This window comes from Streptomyces sp. NBC_00203 (assembly GCF_045206325.1).
Taxonomy (GTDB): Bacteria; Actinomycetota; Actinomycetes; order Streptomycetales; family Streptomycetaceae; genus Streptomyces; species Streptomyces lutosisoli.
The window spans coordinates 152714-166967 of record NZ_CP108126.1 but is presented as its reverse complement, the minus strand read 5'-3'; the positions used below and the strand labels follow the sequence as shown (position 1 = coordinate 166967).

General features: G+C 68.6%; 16 protein-coding genes and 3 pseudogenes. 6 read left to right on the top strand and 13 right to left on the bottom strand.

Annotated elements, in window-relative coordinates; translation table 11 throughout:
* Positions 1-33 precede the first annotated feature (33 nt).
* Complete coding sequence (locus OG975_RS00825; RefSeq protein WP_406326660.1) at positions 34-867, bottom strand: hypothetical protein; 834 nt, start codon at positions 865-867, stop codon at positions 34-36.
* Between the two features lie 404 nt (positions 868-1271).
* On the opposite strand from OG975_RS00825, the gene OG975_RS00820 reads away from it, so the two are divergent.
* On the top strand, positions 1272-1616 hold the full coding sequence (locus OG975_RS00820) for a hypothetical protein (protein WP_406326658.1): 345 nt from the start codon (positions 1272-1274) through the stop codon (positions 1614-1616).
* A 51-nt stretch (positions 1617-1667) separates the two neighbouring features.
* On the opposite strand, the gene OG975_RS00815 is transcribed toward OG975_RS00820, so the two are convergent.
* The 3 genes from OG975_RS00815 to OG975_RS00805 all read right to left on the bottom strand — a co-directional run bounded on the left by OG975_RS00815 (position 1668) and on the right by OG975_RS00805 (position 3667).
* Entirely contained in the window at positions 1668-1871 is a 204-nt protein-coding gene (locus OG975_RS00815) for a hypothetical protein (RefSeq protein WP_406326657.1), read from the bottom strand.
* A gap of 563 nt (positions 1872-2434) precedes the next feature.
* On the bottom strand, positions 2435-2665 hold the full coding sequence (locus tag OG975_RS00810; protein ID WP_406326655.1) for a hypothetical protein: 231 nt from the start codon (positions 2663-2665) through the stop codon (positions 2435-2437).
* A 96-nt stretch (positions 2666-2761) separates the two neighbouring features.
* Entirely contained in the window at positions 2762-3667 is a 906-nt protein-coding gene (locus OG975_RS00805) for a LysR family transcriptional regulator (protein WP_406326654.1), read from the bottom strand.
* 137 nt (positions 3668-3804) lie between these two features.
* Here OG975_RS00805 and OG975_RS00800 point away from each other — a divergent pair, with 137 nt between their 5' ends.
* Together OG975_RS00800 and OG975_RS00795 are read left to right on the top strand one after the other, a co-directional pair.
* Complete coding sequence (locus tag OG975_RS00800) at positions 3805-4623, top strand: 3'(2'),5'-bisphosphate nucleotidase CysQ (protein WP_406326653.1); 819 nt, start codon at positions 3805-3807, stop codon at positions 4621-4623.
* A gap of 41 nt (positions 4624-4664) precedes the next feature.
* Positions 4665-5261, top strand: a complete 597-nt coding sequence (locus tag OG975_RS00795) for an NADPH-dependent F420 reductase (RefSeq protein WP_406326651.1) — start codon at positions 4665-4667, stop codon at positions 5259-5261.
* Between the two features lie 527 nt (positions 5262-5788).
* Here the strand turns inward: OG975_RS00795 and OG975_RS00790 are convergent.
* The gene (locus OG975_RS00790; RefSeq protein WP_406326650.1) at positions 5789-6187 is read right to left on the bottom strand and encodes a hypothetical protein; all 399 of its coding nucleotides are present in this window, start codon (positions 6185-6187) and stop codon (positions 5789-5791) included.
* A 127-nt stretch (positions 6188-6314) separates the two neighbouring features.
* Entirely contained in the window at positions 6315-6908 is a 594-nt protein-coding gene (locus tag OG975_RS00785) for a TetR/AcrR family transcriptional regulator C-terminal domain-containing protein (protein WP_406336102.1), read from the bottom strand.
* A 245-nt stretch (positions 6909-7153) separates the two neighbouring features.
* Between OG975_RS00785 and OG975_RS00780 the strand changes: the two genes are divergently transcribed.
* Positions 7154-8287, top strand: coding sequence for an FAD-dependent oxidoreductase (locus OG975_RS00780; RefSeq protein WP_406326649.1), 1134 nt, complete (start codon positions 7154-7156; stop codon positions 8285-8287).
* Between the two features lie 286 nt (positions 8288-8573).
* On the opposite strand, the pseudogene OG975_RS00775 reads toward OG975_RS00780, so the two are convergent.
* From OG975_RS00775 to OG975_RS00760, 4 genes and pseudogenes are all read right to left on the bottom strand, one after another.
* Positions 8574-8744: pseudogene (locus OG975_RS00775) on the bottom strand (hypothetical protein); the annotation flags it as partial.
* A 15-nt stretch (positions 8745-8759) separates the two neighbouring features.
* Entirely contained in the window at positions 8760-9008 is a 249-nt protein-coding gene (locus OG975_RS00770; protein ID WP_406336101.1) for a DDE-type integrase/transposase/recombinase, read from the bottom strand.
* Positions 9009-9175: 167 nt separating this feature from the next.
* Positions 9176-9400 (bottom strand): annotated as a pseudogene (locus OG975_RS00765) (IS3 family transposase); the annotation flags it as partial.
* A 105-nt stretch (positions 9401-9505) separates the two neighbouring features.
* Positions 9506-10273 (bottom strand): IS30 family transposase, encoded by a 768-nt coding sequence (locus OG975_RS00760; RefSeq protein WP_406326648.1) that lies wholly within the window; start codon positions 10271-10273, stop codon positions 9506-9508.
* On the opposite strand from OG975_RS00760, the gene OG975_RS00755 reads away from it, so the two are divergent.
* The gene (locus OG975_RS00755; protein ID WP_406326646.1) at positions 10272-10637 is read left to right on the top strand and encodes a hypothetical protein; all 366 of its coding nucleotides are present in this window, start codon (positions 10272-10274) and stop codon (positions 10635-10637) included. The two genes, OG975_RS00760 and OG975_RS00755, sit on opposite strands and share 2 nt — an antisense overlap.
* A 161-nt stretch (positions 10638-10798) precedes the next feature.
* Here the strand turns inward: OG975_RS00755 and OG975_RS00750 are convergent, their stop codons facing one another.
* Positions 10799-11590, bottom strand: a complete 792-nt coding sequence (locus tag OG975_RS00750) for a maleylpyruvate isomerase family mycothiol-dependent enzyme (protein WP_406326645.1) — start codon at positions 11588-11590, stop codon at positions 10799-10801.
* A 27-nt stretch (positions 11591-11617) separates the two neighbouring features.
* Positions 11618-12514, bottom strand: a complete 897-nt coding sequence (locus OG975_RS00745) for an SDR family NAD(P)-dependent oxidoreductase (protein WP_381264614.1) — start codon at positions 12512-12514, stop codon at positions 11618-11620.
* Positions 12515-12579: 65 nt separating this feature from the next.
* Between OG975_RS00745 and OG975_RS00740 the strand changes: the two are divergent.
* Positions 12580-12840, top strand: a pseudogene (locus tag OG975_RS00740) (MarR family winged helix-turn-helix transcriptional regulator); the annotation flags it as partial.
* A 25-nt stretch (positions 12841-12865) separates the two neighbouring features.
* On the opposite strand, the gene OG975_RS00735 reads toward OG975_RS00740, so the two are convergent.
* On the bottom strand, positions 12866-14137 hold the full coding sequence (locus OG975_RS00735; protein ID WP_406326644.1) for an ABC transporter substrate-binding protein: 1272 nt from the start codon (positions 14135-14137) through the stop codon (positions 12866-12868).
* Between the last annotated feature and the right edge of the window lie 117 nt (positions 14138-14254).

Genomic DNA, 14254 nt, shown 5'->3' with positions numbered 1-14254 from the left:
TCGACGTCTCACCGCCATCCATGCACGAGCTCGTTAGCCGAGCTTCCGCAGCACCTCGGCGATGGTGGCCCGGTATGTCCGCAACGCGTGCAGCCCGGCGGTGTAGCGGTCGCGGTGCCGTGTGATGTCCAGGGCCTGCTGCTGTGCCCGTGCAGCGTGCCAGAGCTCGGCCGTATGGTGGCGGCGCTTGCAGGTGACGTCCGCGACGGCGGTGGCCCGCTCGCGCTGCGTATGCCGGGTGTTGCCGTCGCTGCCCCGCTGCCAGGCGGTGTCCGTGTACGCCGCGACGGGGTCGGGATAGCGCGTGAATCCTTGTTCTGCCACACAGCGGGACCACACATCCCACGCCGCGCGGAGGCGTGGGTCGCGCCGAACCGCCTTGTCGACCTCGATCGCCCGTGTACTTGCGTAGAGCCAGTCCCGCTTGAGGTCGATGCCGCGCATCAGCCTCCGGCTCGCCTCAGCGTTGCAGGCGGGGAAGTCCGCATACTCGGCGTTGGTCATCCGGCGGCCCTTCGACCGGAGAGCCAGAGGCTTTGCCGGGTCCCAGCCGTAGCCCCAGCGGCTGGCGGTGGCGAGATCCAGGGCGCCGTAGTCGGTGCCGACCGCGGTGGCGACGATGGGATCGCTGGGGTAGCGGGGGTCGAGCGGGAAGTCCGGGTGGCCGCGCTCCGCCATGCACTGCCGGACCAGCAACGCCGATGCCTGCTGAGATCGCTGGTAGTCCTGCGGCGTGTAGTCGTAGCGGTCGGCCGGGAGGGGGCCGAGGTCCGACGCCGTGCGGATGACCTCCGGGCGTTCTGGACCGGAGGCGCAGAACGCCGCCAGCACCGCCACGGCACCCAGCAGCCACCCCCGCCTCGTCATGCGTAGGGATGCTAGCGGACAGCGTGCAGCGGTCGGCCGTGGCCCCCGGCAACTCATCCACGCACGCCACGCCACACTCCTTCGCGGGACTCTCACTCTGCCCAAGCCACGTTTCAGCAGGTCAGCGAAATACGTCGGTTGACCATGGATACGGCGGTCCCAGGCGCAAGGATCCCTGCCCCCGCGACAGAGCACCGGTGCCGTCAGATTGGGCCCTGGCGTGCTGCAGGGCCAGTCGCCTGCGCAGCAGGGCTCTGCGCTGTCGGTGTGAGGTCTCAGGACTTCTTTGACGGTTTGTCGTCAGGAGATCCCTGACGGTCTCTCTGCGTGCCCGTGCCTTTGACGTAGAGCCTGGTGATCGGTCCGGGGTTCTTGCGGGGCCTGACAGCGAGTTCGTCCTCCCCGTGCAGGATCCGGAAGTGGGTGTCCTCGATGACGACGGTGACAATCTTTCCGGCATGCCGCGGGCCGAGCTTGATGAACTGGCCGTCGCCGAACGGGTCCTTGAGCGGGTGAGCGAACAGCTTGCTGACGAGCGCGCCTCGGCCGCGCCGGCGCCTGGGCAGATAGGCGGCCGGGCGGTGATGCTGATCCCGCACCGCGCGCCGGACGTGGAGGAGACCATGCTCCCGCCGGACTACCAGCGCATTCTCGCCGCTGTGCGGCAGGCCGCCGGGCCGGTCATGGCCCGGCAGGTCGGCGAGCTCGGTGTGTCGGAGTGTGTGAGTGCTCACGGGAGAACCTGCTGAGACAGCGTGGTGAGCTGCCGCATCGCCCTGCTCGCGGCCTTAGGCAACGACTCAGTGACCGCAGTAGCCGTTCCAGACGGGCAGGCCACCGTAATCGTCCCCCTTCAGGTACACAGCGCTCACCCACCAGGTGTATCGATCGCCACTCTTCCCCGTGGCTACCCAGACGTCATTCGTGACGCCGTTGTCGGTGATGGTCTCGCCCCACTCCCAGCACAGGCCGAGAACCGTGTAGTTGGCGGGGAACGTATCCACCCGGGCGCTCTTCGAGGTTGGGTAGTCCCGAACGTTCACGCGCTCATATGTCGTAATCATGGCGCCTTGGGGGGAGGCTGACGCCGGACTCGTTGCCAAAGCGAAGCAGCCGACGACAAGGCCCGCGACCATTGCGGACTTCGTGCCACGCGTCATTCGTTTCCCCTGTCGCTCGCGGGCGTTATTTCTCGTGCTGCTGCAGTCAGATGGACGGGCTGCACAGCGCGAGAGCAGGGTGGCACGCGCCAACAGGGGCAGCCATGATTTCGATTCCCTTCGAAGTGACGCCCGTGGTCGACTCACGACGGCCCGGCGCTGCTAAAAAGGCCGAAGAGCCAAGGCGGTGTCCCCGACATCACCGCGCTGCGGAGGACACCGTGAACCCGTCCCCGCACCCTGATGACCTCGCGGGCCCATCCGCCTGACCCTCACCAATCACCAGGACCCGGCGGCCGAAGGCCGCCGGGTCCTAACACATGCTCTTCGCTCCCCGCCTCCCCACATGCTTCAAGATCCAACAATGTGAAGGGAAGAGCGACCCTGGCCGATTCCAGAGATCCTCATCACCGGTAGGACCGCCCGCCGTAACGTCTGTTGAGCCCTCCGACGAGGAAGCGCCCACGCTGTGCCTGCATCCGCGGGTCGAGCGGTGCTTGGGCGACTACGGCGACCTGCTGCGTCCACTCGCCCTTGGCGCGCCGCTGGCCGTGTGCGGCGTCGGCCCGCTCCAGCGATTCCCGGGAGAAGCCGATCGTGTCGACGCGCTGGGAGAAGTACTGGTGGAGGTGCAGCATGAACCGGCGTCCGTCGACGCCAGCCGCTGCTGACGTTCAAGCAGATCGCCGTGGTGGTCGCGTGGACGTATGGGTGAAGCGGCCGGACGGCGCCGACTACGACGCTCCGCACAGGGCCAGCGCGGTTCGCGCCAGCCCGCGCAGCCAGGCGTGGGCGTGGTCGGTGTCGTAGCGCTGATGCCACGACAGGTATATCGATGCCGACGGCAGTTCGAGCGGGAGGGGGAGCACGACCAGGCCGAGGTCGGCGACCGCTGACCGCGTGGTGGCTTCGGGGACGCTGATCAGGAGATCGGAGCCGCGCGCGAACTCCAGCGCGGCCGCTTCCGTGGGCGCGGTCGCCACCACGCGGCGGGTGAGGCCGAGCCGCGCAAGGGCGTCGTCGAGGGCATTGCTGAGGTTTCCACGTCGCGAGACGGTGACGTGCTCAGCGGCGGCGTACCGCTTTGCGGTGACGGCCCTGACGCGGGTGAGAGGGTGCCCCTGCCTCACGACGATGACGAGGCGGGTCTCGCCCACGTTCTCGGCACGGATGTCCGGTGCGTTCGGGCGGTTGGCGTTCGCCTCCAGGTCGACCTCGCCGCGCCGCAACTCGGGGGTGTCGATGCTCGATTCCGCGACGAAGCGCAATCGCACGCCCGGCGCTTGTCCGCGCACGGCCGCGAGCAGTGCGGGGCCGCTCAAGGCGACCAGGGAATCGTGCCAGCGGAGTGTGAAAGTGCGCTCCAACGTTGCCAGATCGAGTTCACGGCTCGGTGCCAGCACCCCCTGGACCTGGTGCAGCAGCTCGTGCACCTGTTCCCGGACGGCGATCGCATACGGCGTCGGGGTCATCGTGCGGCCGGTGCGCACCAGGATCTGATCCCCGGTCGTGCGCCGGATTCGGCCCAGACTCCGGCTCATCGCGGGGGCGGTGACGTGCAGGCGCGCGGCCGCCCCGGCCACACTTCCCTCCTCCAGCAGCGCGTCGAGCGCGGCGAGCAGGTTCAAATCCAATTGCATGTGAGTAATCCTAGCCGTGCTTGACATGCATTTGAAGTTAATGAATGGGCTGTATAGCTTCGAGACGAGAGCGCAAGACGGAACGCACAGCTTGGCCCGACCGGCCTCATCACCCCTCCTCACACGGGAGTACCACCATGTCCGAAACGCTTCAGACCACTGACGTCGCCGCCTCCGACGCCGACCTGCTCGGCCAGACCGCGATCGCCGTGCGCGCGGCCGGTTCGGCGCTGCGCGAGCGCTTCGGCGAGGTGGTCCGCTACCAGACCCGCGAAGAGCTGATGCGCGCGCTCGCCGCCAACGACGACACGGCCCTCGACATCCTGCGCCCCCGCCTCACGCGCCTGCGCCCGGACGCCGGCTGGGTGGAGGACGAACTGGACGGCGGGGCGCTGCCGCCCGGCGAATGGTGGGTCGTGGATCCGGCCGAAGGCAACGTCAACCACCTGCACGCCCTGCCGGAGTGGGCGGTGACCGCCACCCTCGTGCGTGAGAACCAGCCGGTGCTCACCGCGGTCCACCTGCCGTTGACCGGCGAGACCTACACCGCGCTCACCGGCGCGGGCGCCCACCTCGACGGCCGGCCGCTGCACGTCTCCCAGACCGCGGACCTCGGCCTGAGCATCGTGGCCACCAGCCAGGCCCGGCCGGACGAGGACGAGAAGGTCGTGCGGCGCGTCGGCTCCTCGATCACCGCGATGCTCTTCGACGCGCTCGTCGTCCGCACCGCCGTGCCCGCGACCCTGCACCTGCTGAACGTGGCCGCCGGCCGGATCGACGCCTTCTGGCAGTTCGCCGGCGCCCGCGCGGACCTGCTGCCCGGGGCGCTGCTCGTCACCGAGGCCGGCGGACAGATCTCCGACGCCGAGGGCCACCCCTGGACCCCGCAGAGCGAGAGCTTCCTGGCCGCCGCGCCCGGCGTCCACGCCGAGGCCGTCGCCACGCTCTCACGCTGACCGCGCACCACAACCTGCACGCACGGAAGGACCAGATCATCATGACCACGATCGCAGTTCTCGGAAACGGCCGCGTCGGCGGCAACCTGGCCACAGCCCTCATCCGGGCAGGGCATGAGGTGACCGTGGCGGACCGCGCGCCGGGCGCCGCCGCCGACGCTGCCCGGACAGCCCAGATCGTCATCAACGCCACCCCGGGCGCCAGCTCGCTGGACCGGCTCGTCGCCCTGCGCGAGGAACTGCGCGACAAGATCCTCGTCGACGTCTCCAACGCCACCGTCGACGGACCGGACGGACTGCCCGCCGACCTGATCTACCCCGGCTCAAGCCTCGCCGAGCAACTCCAGGAAGCGCTCCCCGAAACGCGCGTCGTCAAGACACTCAACACCATGCTCTTCCCGGTGATGACCGCGCCAGCCACGCTCACCCAGGCGCCCGACGCCTTCCTCTCCGGCGAGGACCCGCAGGCCAAGCAGACCGTCCGTGAACTGCTCATCCACCTCGGCTGGCGCAAGGAGTGGATCACTGATCTCGGCGGGATCCAGACCGCCCGCGCCACGGAGGCCGCGATACTGTTCGTACCGCACGTGATTCGGTCCAGCGGATTCGCGCCCTTCGCAATCTCGATCGCCCGCTGATCCGCACACAGTGCACCGCCGGGGCACGGCATGGCGCAGACGAAGTTCGACAAGCAGGTGGAAGAGACCGCCGAATCCCTCGCGTTCGGTATCGGCCGGGTTCCTGGCCGGGCGCCCCATGGACGGGGTGAAGCGGACCGACGCGACGTTCTGGCGCCTGGGTACCCGGGTCTTGGCGAAGGTCGAAGGCCGCGTGGGGCGTTCCTCCTACCGGGCCGGGTGGCAGCGCCTGGCCTTCCGGATCACCTGGCTCGCAGCGGCGGGGGAGGGCGCCTACCTGGTCGGCAGGCACCCGGACACCAGATGCCAGATGGCAGATGGCCCAGGATCTGTGGGAGAACCGGGACCAGGCCCTCGCCCGCGCTGGAGACCGGCGGCATCGGCGCGGCCTCCGCGTTGACCGTCGGCGGTGTCACGTACGGGCTGTTGACCCGCAAGCGCCGGGAGCTGATGCGTGAGTGGGTCTTCCCGCTGCATGAGGCGCTCGCGCTGCCGCTCAGGGTGCCGGAGCAGACCGACCCGCGCCGCTACCTCCACATCCCGAAGAACTTCTCCGACGACGCCGCAGAGATACGCGTCGACGTGCCGGGGCGCCTGGACTTCTCCAAGGACCTGATCGCCGACCTCATCACGCACAAGCTCGCGCTGGAGGGCGTGACGTTCTCCTGGCACGTGGCCGGCCGCGAGACATACGTGATGGTGAAGAAGACCCGCAAGCCCCCGGCGAAGGCCCTGCTGAAGGACCCTAAGATCCGGGAGATGATGGCCAAGGCCAAGGAGTCCGCACCCGTCATCGGCGTCGGATCCGGCGGCAAGGCGGTCTCCGTCGACCTGGACGCCGACTCCCCGCACGTCCTGATCTCCGCAGGCACCGGCGGCGGCATGTCGACCATCCTGCGCACCGTCACCTGCCAGTCTGGCGTCACGTTCTTGATCTTGCCCGGGCAGAGGGCGCTTCTGGGAATCGTGCTGCGTCGGGGGTTCGGCGCGCGCGGAGGGGGACGTCGGAGTGCGGAGTTCGCCGAGGAACCTCCAGTTGGCGCTGCCGAATCGTCAGGGCCGGATGGGGAGGTTGGCCTCCCATCCGTCGAGGAGTCGTTCGAGTCCCAGTTGGAAACCGCGCTCGGCGCTGTCGGCCGCGTGGGGAAGTTCGGCATCACGAATGACCCGGGCGAGGAGTGGATGGCGCCCGGCCCTGACGACTTTGTCGAGGTAGGGCGCGTGGGCGTCCATCCATTCCTGGATGCCGACTCCGGAGCGTCGGACGGCTTCCTGCTGTGCGAGCTCGCCGATGGCGTAGCCGCGGACGAAGGCATGCAGCGTATCGACGACGGTGATCATGACGTCGATGTCGAAGCCGAGGGGATCGAGGGCGGCGAGTGCGTGTTCGGTGGCATCGAGGGAGTTCGGTCCAAGTGATGGGCGCCCTGCCGCGAGGGAGGTCATCCAGGGATGCCGGTGGATGGTGGCCCGGGAGCGATAGGCCAGTGTCCGCAAGTCGCCGCGCCAGTCGCCGGTGGGGGCAGGCGGGCCGCCGTCTTCGGCCGCTACGGCGTCGAGCATGAGATCGAGCAGGTCGTCTTTGGATGCCAGGTAGCGGTAGAGCGAGGCTGTGCCCGTTCCCAGTTCCTTGGCGACGCGCCGCATGGACAGTGCCTCGATGCCCTCGGCGTCGGCGATCGCGATGGCGGCGGCGGTGATCTCCGCCCGGGTGCGTGAGGGTGCGGGGCCTTTCGCGGCCCGCTGCGGCCGGTTCCAGATCACTGTGTGAGCGTCGTCCATCGGTTTTCCTCCTCACTACTGCGCTCACTGTTCGCAGTAGTGTTATCGTGGCGCCATTACTGCGAACACTGTACCCGAGTAGAGCGTGTCCAGCCGAAAGGGAAACCACCATGACCACTCCCGTCACGATCATCGGCGCCGGGCTCGGCGGCCTGACCCTCGCCCGGGTCCTGCACCTGCACGGCATCCCCGCGACCATCTACGAAGCCGAGACATCGGCGGACGCCCGCACGCAGGGCGGTCAGCTCGACATCCACGAGTACAACGGGCAGCTCGCCCTCGAAGCGGCCGGCCTCACCGACGAGTTCCGCGCGATCATCCACGAAGGCGGCGAGGCCGTGCGCGTGCTCGACCAGCACGGCGCGGTCCTGCTTGACCAGCCCGACGACGGCACGGGCGGGCGCCCCGAGGTGCTCCGCGGAGACTTGCGTCGGATCCTGATCAACTCGCTGCCCGGCGAGATGATCCAGTGGGGACACAAGGTCACCAGTGTCCGCCCCCTCGGAGACGGAAGGCACGAGCTGACGTTCGCCGACGGGCCGACCGTGACGACCGGCCTCCTCGTCGGCGCGGACGGCGCCTGGTCGAGGGTCCGGCCGCTGCTCTCCGACGCGAAGCCCGAGTACGTCGGCACGTCGTTCATCGAGACCTACCTGTACGACGCCGACCAACGCCACCCCGCAGCGGCCAAGGCCGTCGGCGACGGTTCCCTGTTCGCCGTCACGACTGGCAAGGGGATCCTCGGCCATCGAGAGGCCGACGCCGTTCTGCACACTTACGTCGCGCTCAATAAACCGCAGGAATGGACCGCCGCCATCCTCGCCAGTCCCGAAACGGCGGCGGCCCAGGTCGCGGCAGAATTCACCGGATGGGCGCCTGAACTCACCGCACTCATCACTGACGGGGAAACCGCCCTCGCCCCGCGCCCGATCAGCGCCCTGCTGATCGGCCACCGCTGGGACCGCGTTCCCGGAGTGACGCTGCTGGGCGACGCCGCCCACCTCATGTCACCGTTCGCCGGGGAGGGCGCCAACCTCGCCATGCTCGACGGCGCCGAACTCGGCAAAGCCATCGCCGCACATCCCGACGACATCGAAGCCGCCCTTGCAGAGTACGAGCAGGCTCTCTTCGCCCGCAGTGCCCAGTTCGCCGCCGAATCCGACAAGAATCACCAGCTCATCTTCGGCGACAACGCCCCCGCCGGCCTGCTCGACCTGCTCACCGGCCAGGAACCGACCGAGTGAGCGAGACGCCATGAAAGTGCAGCGCTGTGGTCAGCATCCACAAGCCGAAGGTACTCAGCTCGCTCCACCGCCAGCTTTTGGGCGACGACGGCGGCTTCGGGCACGTGACTCGGCATGCGGGGCCAGTGCGCGTGGTCCCGCGCATCGACTCCGACGAGCCACGACCTCAAGACGGCGAAGCCGCGGGTGAGCGGCGGGCCATCGCAGGCTCTGCGTCCCGATCTCGCCCTTGCGCTCAGCTCACTCCGGCGGGTGAAGTTTCCCCGTGATCTTGGGCACGTTGTTGTTACGCCGCGAGGGCTTGGTCTTGCCGGTAGCGGAGGCGTGTTTCGTGGGGCGTGAGGTAGCCCCAGTGGATGTGCTTGCGCAGGCGGCGTCTGTTGTAGAAGGTCTCGATGAAGTCGAAGATGTCGGCGCGGGCGGTGGCCCGGTCGGGCCAGAAGCGGGTGCCGATCTCCTCTTTGAGTACGGCTCAGAAGCTCTCCGCGGCGGCGTTGTCGAAGCAGCTCCCGGTCCGGCCCATGCTCTGCCGGTGTCCCAACTTGCTGATCCTGTCGCGGAGTTGTCCGGAGGTGTATTCCGATCCGCGGTCGCTGTGGATCACGCAGCTGGGTTCCAGGCGGCCCAGCCGGGCGGCCATGTCCAGGGCGTCGACGACGAGTTCAGCGCGATGGTGGTCGGCCATCGAGTACCCGATGATCTCGCGCGTGGCCAGGTCCAGCCACGAGGCGAGGTAGAGCCAGCCCTCGGCCGTGGGGATGTAGGTGATGTCCCGACAATCTTCGTTCCGGGGCGGGTGGCGGTGAAGTCCCGGCCGATCAGGTCGGGCGACGGGGCGGCCTTGGTGTCGGCCTTGGTCAGGCTGCGGCGGCCGGTGCGCCGGCTGTTCCCGGCGATGCCGTGTTCCTGCATGACCCGTGCCACCCGTTTGCGGTTGACCGGTCGGCCCTGCCTGCGCAGTTCGGCGGTGACGCGCGGGACGCCGTAGTTCCGCCGGGATGCGATGTGGATCACCGTGATCTCGTGCGCGAGGGCCTCATCGGCCCGCCGCCTCGCCTCGCGGGCCTCGGTTCCGGCCACCCACGCGTAGTACGTGGAGCGGGCCGTCTTCATCGCCTTGCACAGCAGCACGACCGTGTAGTTCGCCTTCTCCGCGCGGATGAACCGGCATATCTCGCTCACCGGTCGCTCTCCTTCGCGAAGAAGGCGGTCTTAGATTCAACCGGTCAAGGCAACACTCTCGGCTGGTGTGCGGAATCCCAGGCACTTGCGCGGACGGTTGTTGAGCTTCGTCGCGATGGCGTCAAGGTCGTCCTGGCTGAACGTCGACAGGTTTGTGCCTTTGGGCAGGTACTGCCGGAGCAGCTTGTTGGTGTTCTCGTTGGTGCCACGTTGCCAGGGGCTACGCGGGGCTGCGAAGAACACGTCGACACCGGTGTCGGCGGTGAACCGCTTGTGGGCTGCCAGTTCCATGCCGCGATCCCAGGTCAGCGTGCTGCGTAGTCGGGGGTCCATGCGTTCGTAGGTCTCGGCCAGAGTGGGAACGACCACGGTGGTGTGGCGGCTGGCGAGTTTCACGACCGTGAGGAACCGTGACTTCCGGTCGACCAGTGTGGCGACCTGGCTGTTGTTCGAGCCGATCACCAGATCGCCTTCCAGATGCCCGAACTCGCTGCGGTCCTCCGCCGCCTGGGGCCGCTCCTCGATTGGTCGGGCATCGGTGATCTGTGAGCGCCACTGTCCTTTCACCGTGTGGTGCTTGTTCTTCCGGATCGGGCGGCCGGTTCGCAGGCGCTTGCACAGCTCGCGAGGGATCACTTTCCAGCGGGTGGTGTAGACCGATCGGTAGATCGTCTCGTGGCTGATCTCCATCCCCGGGTCGTCACCGTGATGCCGACGCAGGTGGCCGACGATCTGTTCCGGCGACCACTCCTCTCTCAGCAGGGTCAGCACCGTCTGCCTCAGCGCGGGCCTGCGGGCGAGCATGCACTGCTTCGGACGCCGGGCGCGGTCAAGTGCCCGTTCCTGTGCATGCCGCCCCGGCGCCCTGCGCGGCCGCCACGCCGACGTCATCTACCTGGGCATCGGCAGCCTGGGCAACCAGACCCCACGGTTCCTGCACACCTACTGGGACGAGGTCGTGCTCGCGACCGGAGCCCAACGGGTCATCCTGGTGCACTGGGACGACTTCTTCACCGGCCTCGACCAGCCCCTGCGCCCCATGCCCTACTTGCTCGATCGCCTCGACATCACCATGAGCCGGCTGCTTCCCTTGGCCCGCCGGGACGGCATCGACGTCGTCCTGCCCGTCACCTGGCAACCAAGCGAACCACTCATCGGCCTCGGATGAACGCGGCGCCTCAGCCTCCTCGTCAGTCGAACTCACCGCTCCTCGTCGTCCTCGTCGGGCGTGGCCGGGCGGGCCCGGGCGGGACGGGGCTTCTGCACGGTGAGCCGCCGGTTCATCTGGGGGCGGCACCACGTCCTCCTGGCCGCTCGAGCAGGGTCGGCTCAGAACGCTGAGTTGGCGAACCAGCGGTCCAGCAGGGCGGGGTTCCCCTGGCGTTCGAAGCGGTCGTCCATCGGGTCCAGTCGGCCGTAGAGCAAGAGCAGGAGGTCGGCCGCGGCGCCGCGGAGGGTGGCGTCGACGGCGGTCTCCCGGCCAGGGCCATCCGTTGCGATGCCGAAGCGATCCGGCTGAAGACGGACCAGCCAGTCGCCTTCGCCGTCGATGCAGCGGAAGCGGATGGTCTGGCCGGTCCCGCGCAGCTGCGCCGTGTTCGGCGCGAAGAAAGCCGCAAAAGGCAGGTTGACTAGGAACTCGTCCACACCGTCCACCGCCAGCGCGCGGTCGACCATCGGCCGCCGTCCGAGGGCGAGCTCGGCGTCCACCCGGTGCACCAGCGTCTCGTACAACATCCGGCGGGCCCAGAACCGGGCGTGCTGGTCGGCCCCCCAGGCCCACATCGGGGTGTCCGGGGCGGTGGCCGCGAACGCCCCGGCGGCCTCGACCGCGCTCGCGGCCAGCCAGTCGGGATAGTCCTCCGGCCGCGGCGGGAGCTGTAGGTCCACGTCCCTGCTCGTCGGCGGCTGCTGGATCTCCTTTCGCAACAGCACGGCGAACCAGCGCTGCACACTGCCGGTGTGCTTTACCAGATCGGCCAGGTTCCATCCGGGACAGGACGGGACAGGGGTCGTCGGATCGGCGCCCTGGACCGCGGCCACGAACGCGGCGGTCTCGGCCGCGACGGACGCCCGGTGGTCGACCGCCGTCGTGGGATGTGCCGGTCGGTGTGTACTCATGATTGGTCGTCCTCCTGGGTTGCGGGGTCAGGCGACCCAGCTGCCGGTCAGGGCCAGGACGGATGAGCCGTCGAGGTCGCCGAGCTTGGTGCCGGCGAAGGTGCGGGCCGCCTCCGAGGTCTGGATCCGGAAGGCGGGCCGGTCACCGCTGAGCGCCTCGATGATCGGTGCGGCGGCGTCCGCCGGGGGCTGTGCGGCGTTGGCGAAAGTGTTCCGGGTCCGCTCGAGGTAGGCGCGCAGAGCGGGCGCGTACGGACCTGCGGCATCGATCACGGCCGGATCGAAGCCTACGTTGCTGACGAACTCGCTCGCCACCGCGCCCGGTTCGACCACGGTGACGCTCACTCCGGTGGTCGCGGCGACCGGCGCGAGCGACTCCATGAAACCCTCGACCGCGAACTTGGCGGCGCAGTACGCCTCATTGAACGGCTGGCCGACGACGCCGCCGACGCTGGTGACGGTCACCACCCGCCCACCGGTCGCGCGCAGGTGCGGCAGTGCGGCCTTGGTGACGTGCAGCACACCGAAGAAGTTGACCTCCAGTACCTGGCGGACGTCGGCGATCGTCTCTTGCTCGAGGGTGCCCACGTGCCCGGCCCCCGCGTTGTTGACCACGGCGTCGAGGCGCCCGTGGTCGGCGATCACGCCTGCGACGGCGGCCTCCACGGAGTCCGGATCGGTGACGTCCAGCTGCCGTACCTGGATCCGTCCGGCCACTCCGGCCGCGTCGGCGGCGGCGAGCAGGGCATCGGCCCGGGAGGTGTCGCGCATGGTCGCGACGGTGTTCCAGCCGGCCTGGGCCGCGGCGACGGCAGCGGCCAGGCCGATGCCCGAGGAGGTGCCGGTGATCAGGACGGTTTTCTCTGGAGCCGGGGTTCCGGTGGTCATCTCGGTCTCACTCCCACAATAGTTATGGTTGACCACTAATATGTTCCATAACTATGGTGACCCATATCTGTCACTGTCAAGCCAATGGCTAGAGTGGAGCGATGTCCTACCGACCGGATGACGTCACCCGCCAGATCGTCGCCCTGTTCGCCGCGATCAACCGCCGGTACGCCCGGGAGTCGGAACAGGCGGCGGCCGAGCACGAGCTCACCCCGCTGCAGGCCAAGGCGCTGCTCGCGGCAGAGGAGCCGGTACCCATGCGCCGGATCGCCGAGTATCTGCACGCCGAGCCGTCCAACGTCACCACGATCATTGACCGCCTGGAGGGTCGCGGACTGGTCGAGCGGCACCCCGCGCCCGACGACCGCCGGGTCAAGCTGGTCGCCGTCACCGAGACCGGCCTGCGCGTGGCTGCCGATCTGCGGACCCGGATGCCGTTCGCCTCCCGGCCGCTCCACGCCCTGGACGACCGACAGCGCGAGGCGCTGCGCGACCTGCTCCAACTCGTGGCAGGTTCCGAGTCGCCGAATTGACACCGCCCGGCGGCGCGGAGGACGCGGGCAGGGGTGGATGCGGCTGAGCTTGTCCTACGTTTGGCAGATTGCCGATGCCGAGCTGCGCCTTCACGAACTCGTCGGAGTACTGGAGCTCCAGGAAGTCCGCGACGGCCTCGGGGCGCGCGGTCTTCTTCAGGACCGAGTAGAAGTTGTTGGTGTTGCCGACGAGGTCGCCCGCGTCGCCCTTGCCGCCTGCGACGGTCGGGAAGGCGCTGTAGCCGAAGTCCTCCTTCGCGAAATCGGGGTGGGCGTCCTGCTGCGTCGCGTACTCCCACGAACCCATCAGCTCGAAGCCGGCCTTGCCGGTGGCGAGCAGCGTGGGGGAGCCCTGGTCGGTGGACTTCACGGAGTCGAAGTTCGAACCGAACGCGCCCGCGTCCACCAGGTCTCTGATCATGCCGAGCGCCTTCTTGCTGTCGGTGCTCTCCCAGGCGGACTTGTCCCCGTCGAGGGCCTTCTGGACCAGGCCCGGCCCGGCGACACGGTCGAAGAGGTACTCGAACCACATCAGGGTCGGCCACCGGTCGCCGCCGCCGAGCGCGATGGGCGTGACGCCCGTCGCCTTCAACGCCTTGACCGCGTCGAGGAGTTCATCCCAGGTCTTCGGCGGCTGCACACCAGCGTCGGCGAGGACCTTCTCGTTGTGAAAGAACAGCACCGGCTGAGTGCCGCGCATCGGAACGCCGTACGCCTTGTCGTCGATCACCGCGCTGTTGAACACGGAGGGAAGGAACTTCGACTTCAGGGCGGGATCGTCGGCGATGAAGTCGTCCAGCGGCATCAGCAGGTCCGCGTCGACGAACGGCTTGATGCTGCCACCGCCCCAGTTGAAGAACACGTCGGGCGCCTGCTTGCTGTTGATGATCGTCTGCAGCTTCGCCTGGTAGTCCGCGCCGGGGATGGTGTCCAGGACCGCCTTCACCTTCGACTGCTTGTTGAAGGTGGCGATCAGCTGCTTCTCGACCTTGTTCGCCGCGTCCCCGTAGACCAGGACGTGGATCTTCCCGTCGTCGCCACCTGCCGCGGATGAGCCGCCGCCGCACCCGGACAGGGACAGCAGCAGGGCCAGGGCAGCACCGACCGCTGCGACCGATCTCGGCAACCGTGCGCGTAGAGTCGCTCTCGAAACTATTTCGGTACAATCGCCGAAAGTTCACGAGTCGGGACGCTAGGTCGCGCCCGGTGGGCGGTCAAGCCCGATTCGTCGAGTTATCAAAGC

Excerpts from the sequence above, each read along its gene's own strand:
- OG975_RS00825 (WP_406326660.1), bottom strand. The coding sequence starts at position 867 with ATGACGAGGCGGGGGTGGCTGCTGGGTGCCGTGGCGGTGCTGGCGGCG.
- OG975_RS00810 (WP_406326655.1), bottom strand. The coding sequence starts at position 2,665 with ATGCTGCACCTCCACCAGTACTTCTCCCAGCGCGTCGACACGATCGGC.
- OG975_RS00805 (WP_406326654.1), bottom strand. The coding sequence starts at position 3,667 with ATGCAATTGGATTTGAACCTGCTCGCCGCGCTCGACGCGCTGCTGGAG.
- OG975_RS00800 (WP_406326653.1), top strand. The coding sequence starts at position 3,805 with ATGTCCGAAACGCTTCAGACCACTGACGTCGCCGCCTCCGACGCCGAC.
- OG975_RS00795 (WP_406326651.1), top strand. The coding sequence starts at position 4,665 with ATGACCACGATCGCAGTTCTCGGAAACGGCCGCGTCGGCGGCAACCTG.
- OG975_RS00785 (WP_406336102.1), bottom strand. The coding sequence starts at position 6,908 with ATGCGGCGCGTCGCCAAGGAACTGGGAACGGGCACAGCCTCGCTCTAC.
- OG975_RS00780 (WP_406326649.1), top strand. The coding sequence starts at position 7,154 with ATGACCACTCCCGTCACGATCATCGGCGCCGGGCTCGGCGGCCTGACC.
- OG975_RS00755 (WP_406326646.1), top strand. The coding sequence starts at position 10,272 with ATGCACTGCTTCGGACGCCGGGCGCGGTCAAGTGCCCGTTCCTGTGCA.
- OG975_RS00760 (WP_406326648.1), bottom strand. The coding sequence starts at position 10,273 with ATGCTCGCCCGCAGGCCCGCGCTGAGGCAGACGGTGCTGACCCTGCTG.
- OG975_RS00750 (WP_406326645.1), bottom strand. The coding sequence starts at position 11,590 with ATGAGTACACACCGACCGGCACATCCCACGACGGCGGTCGACCACCGG.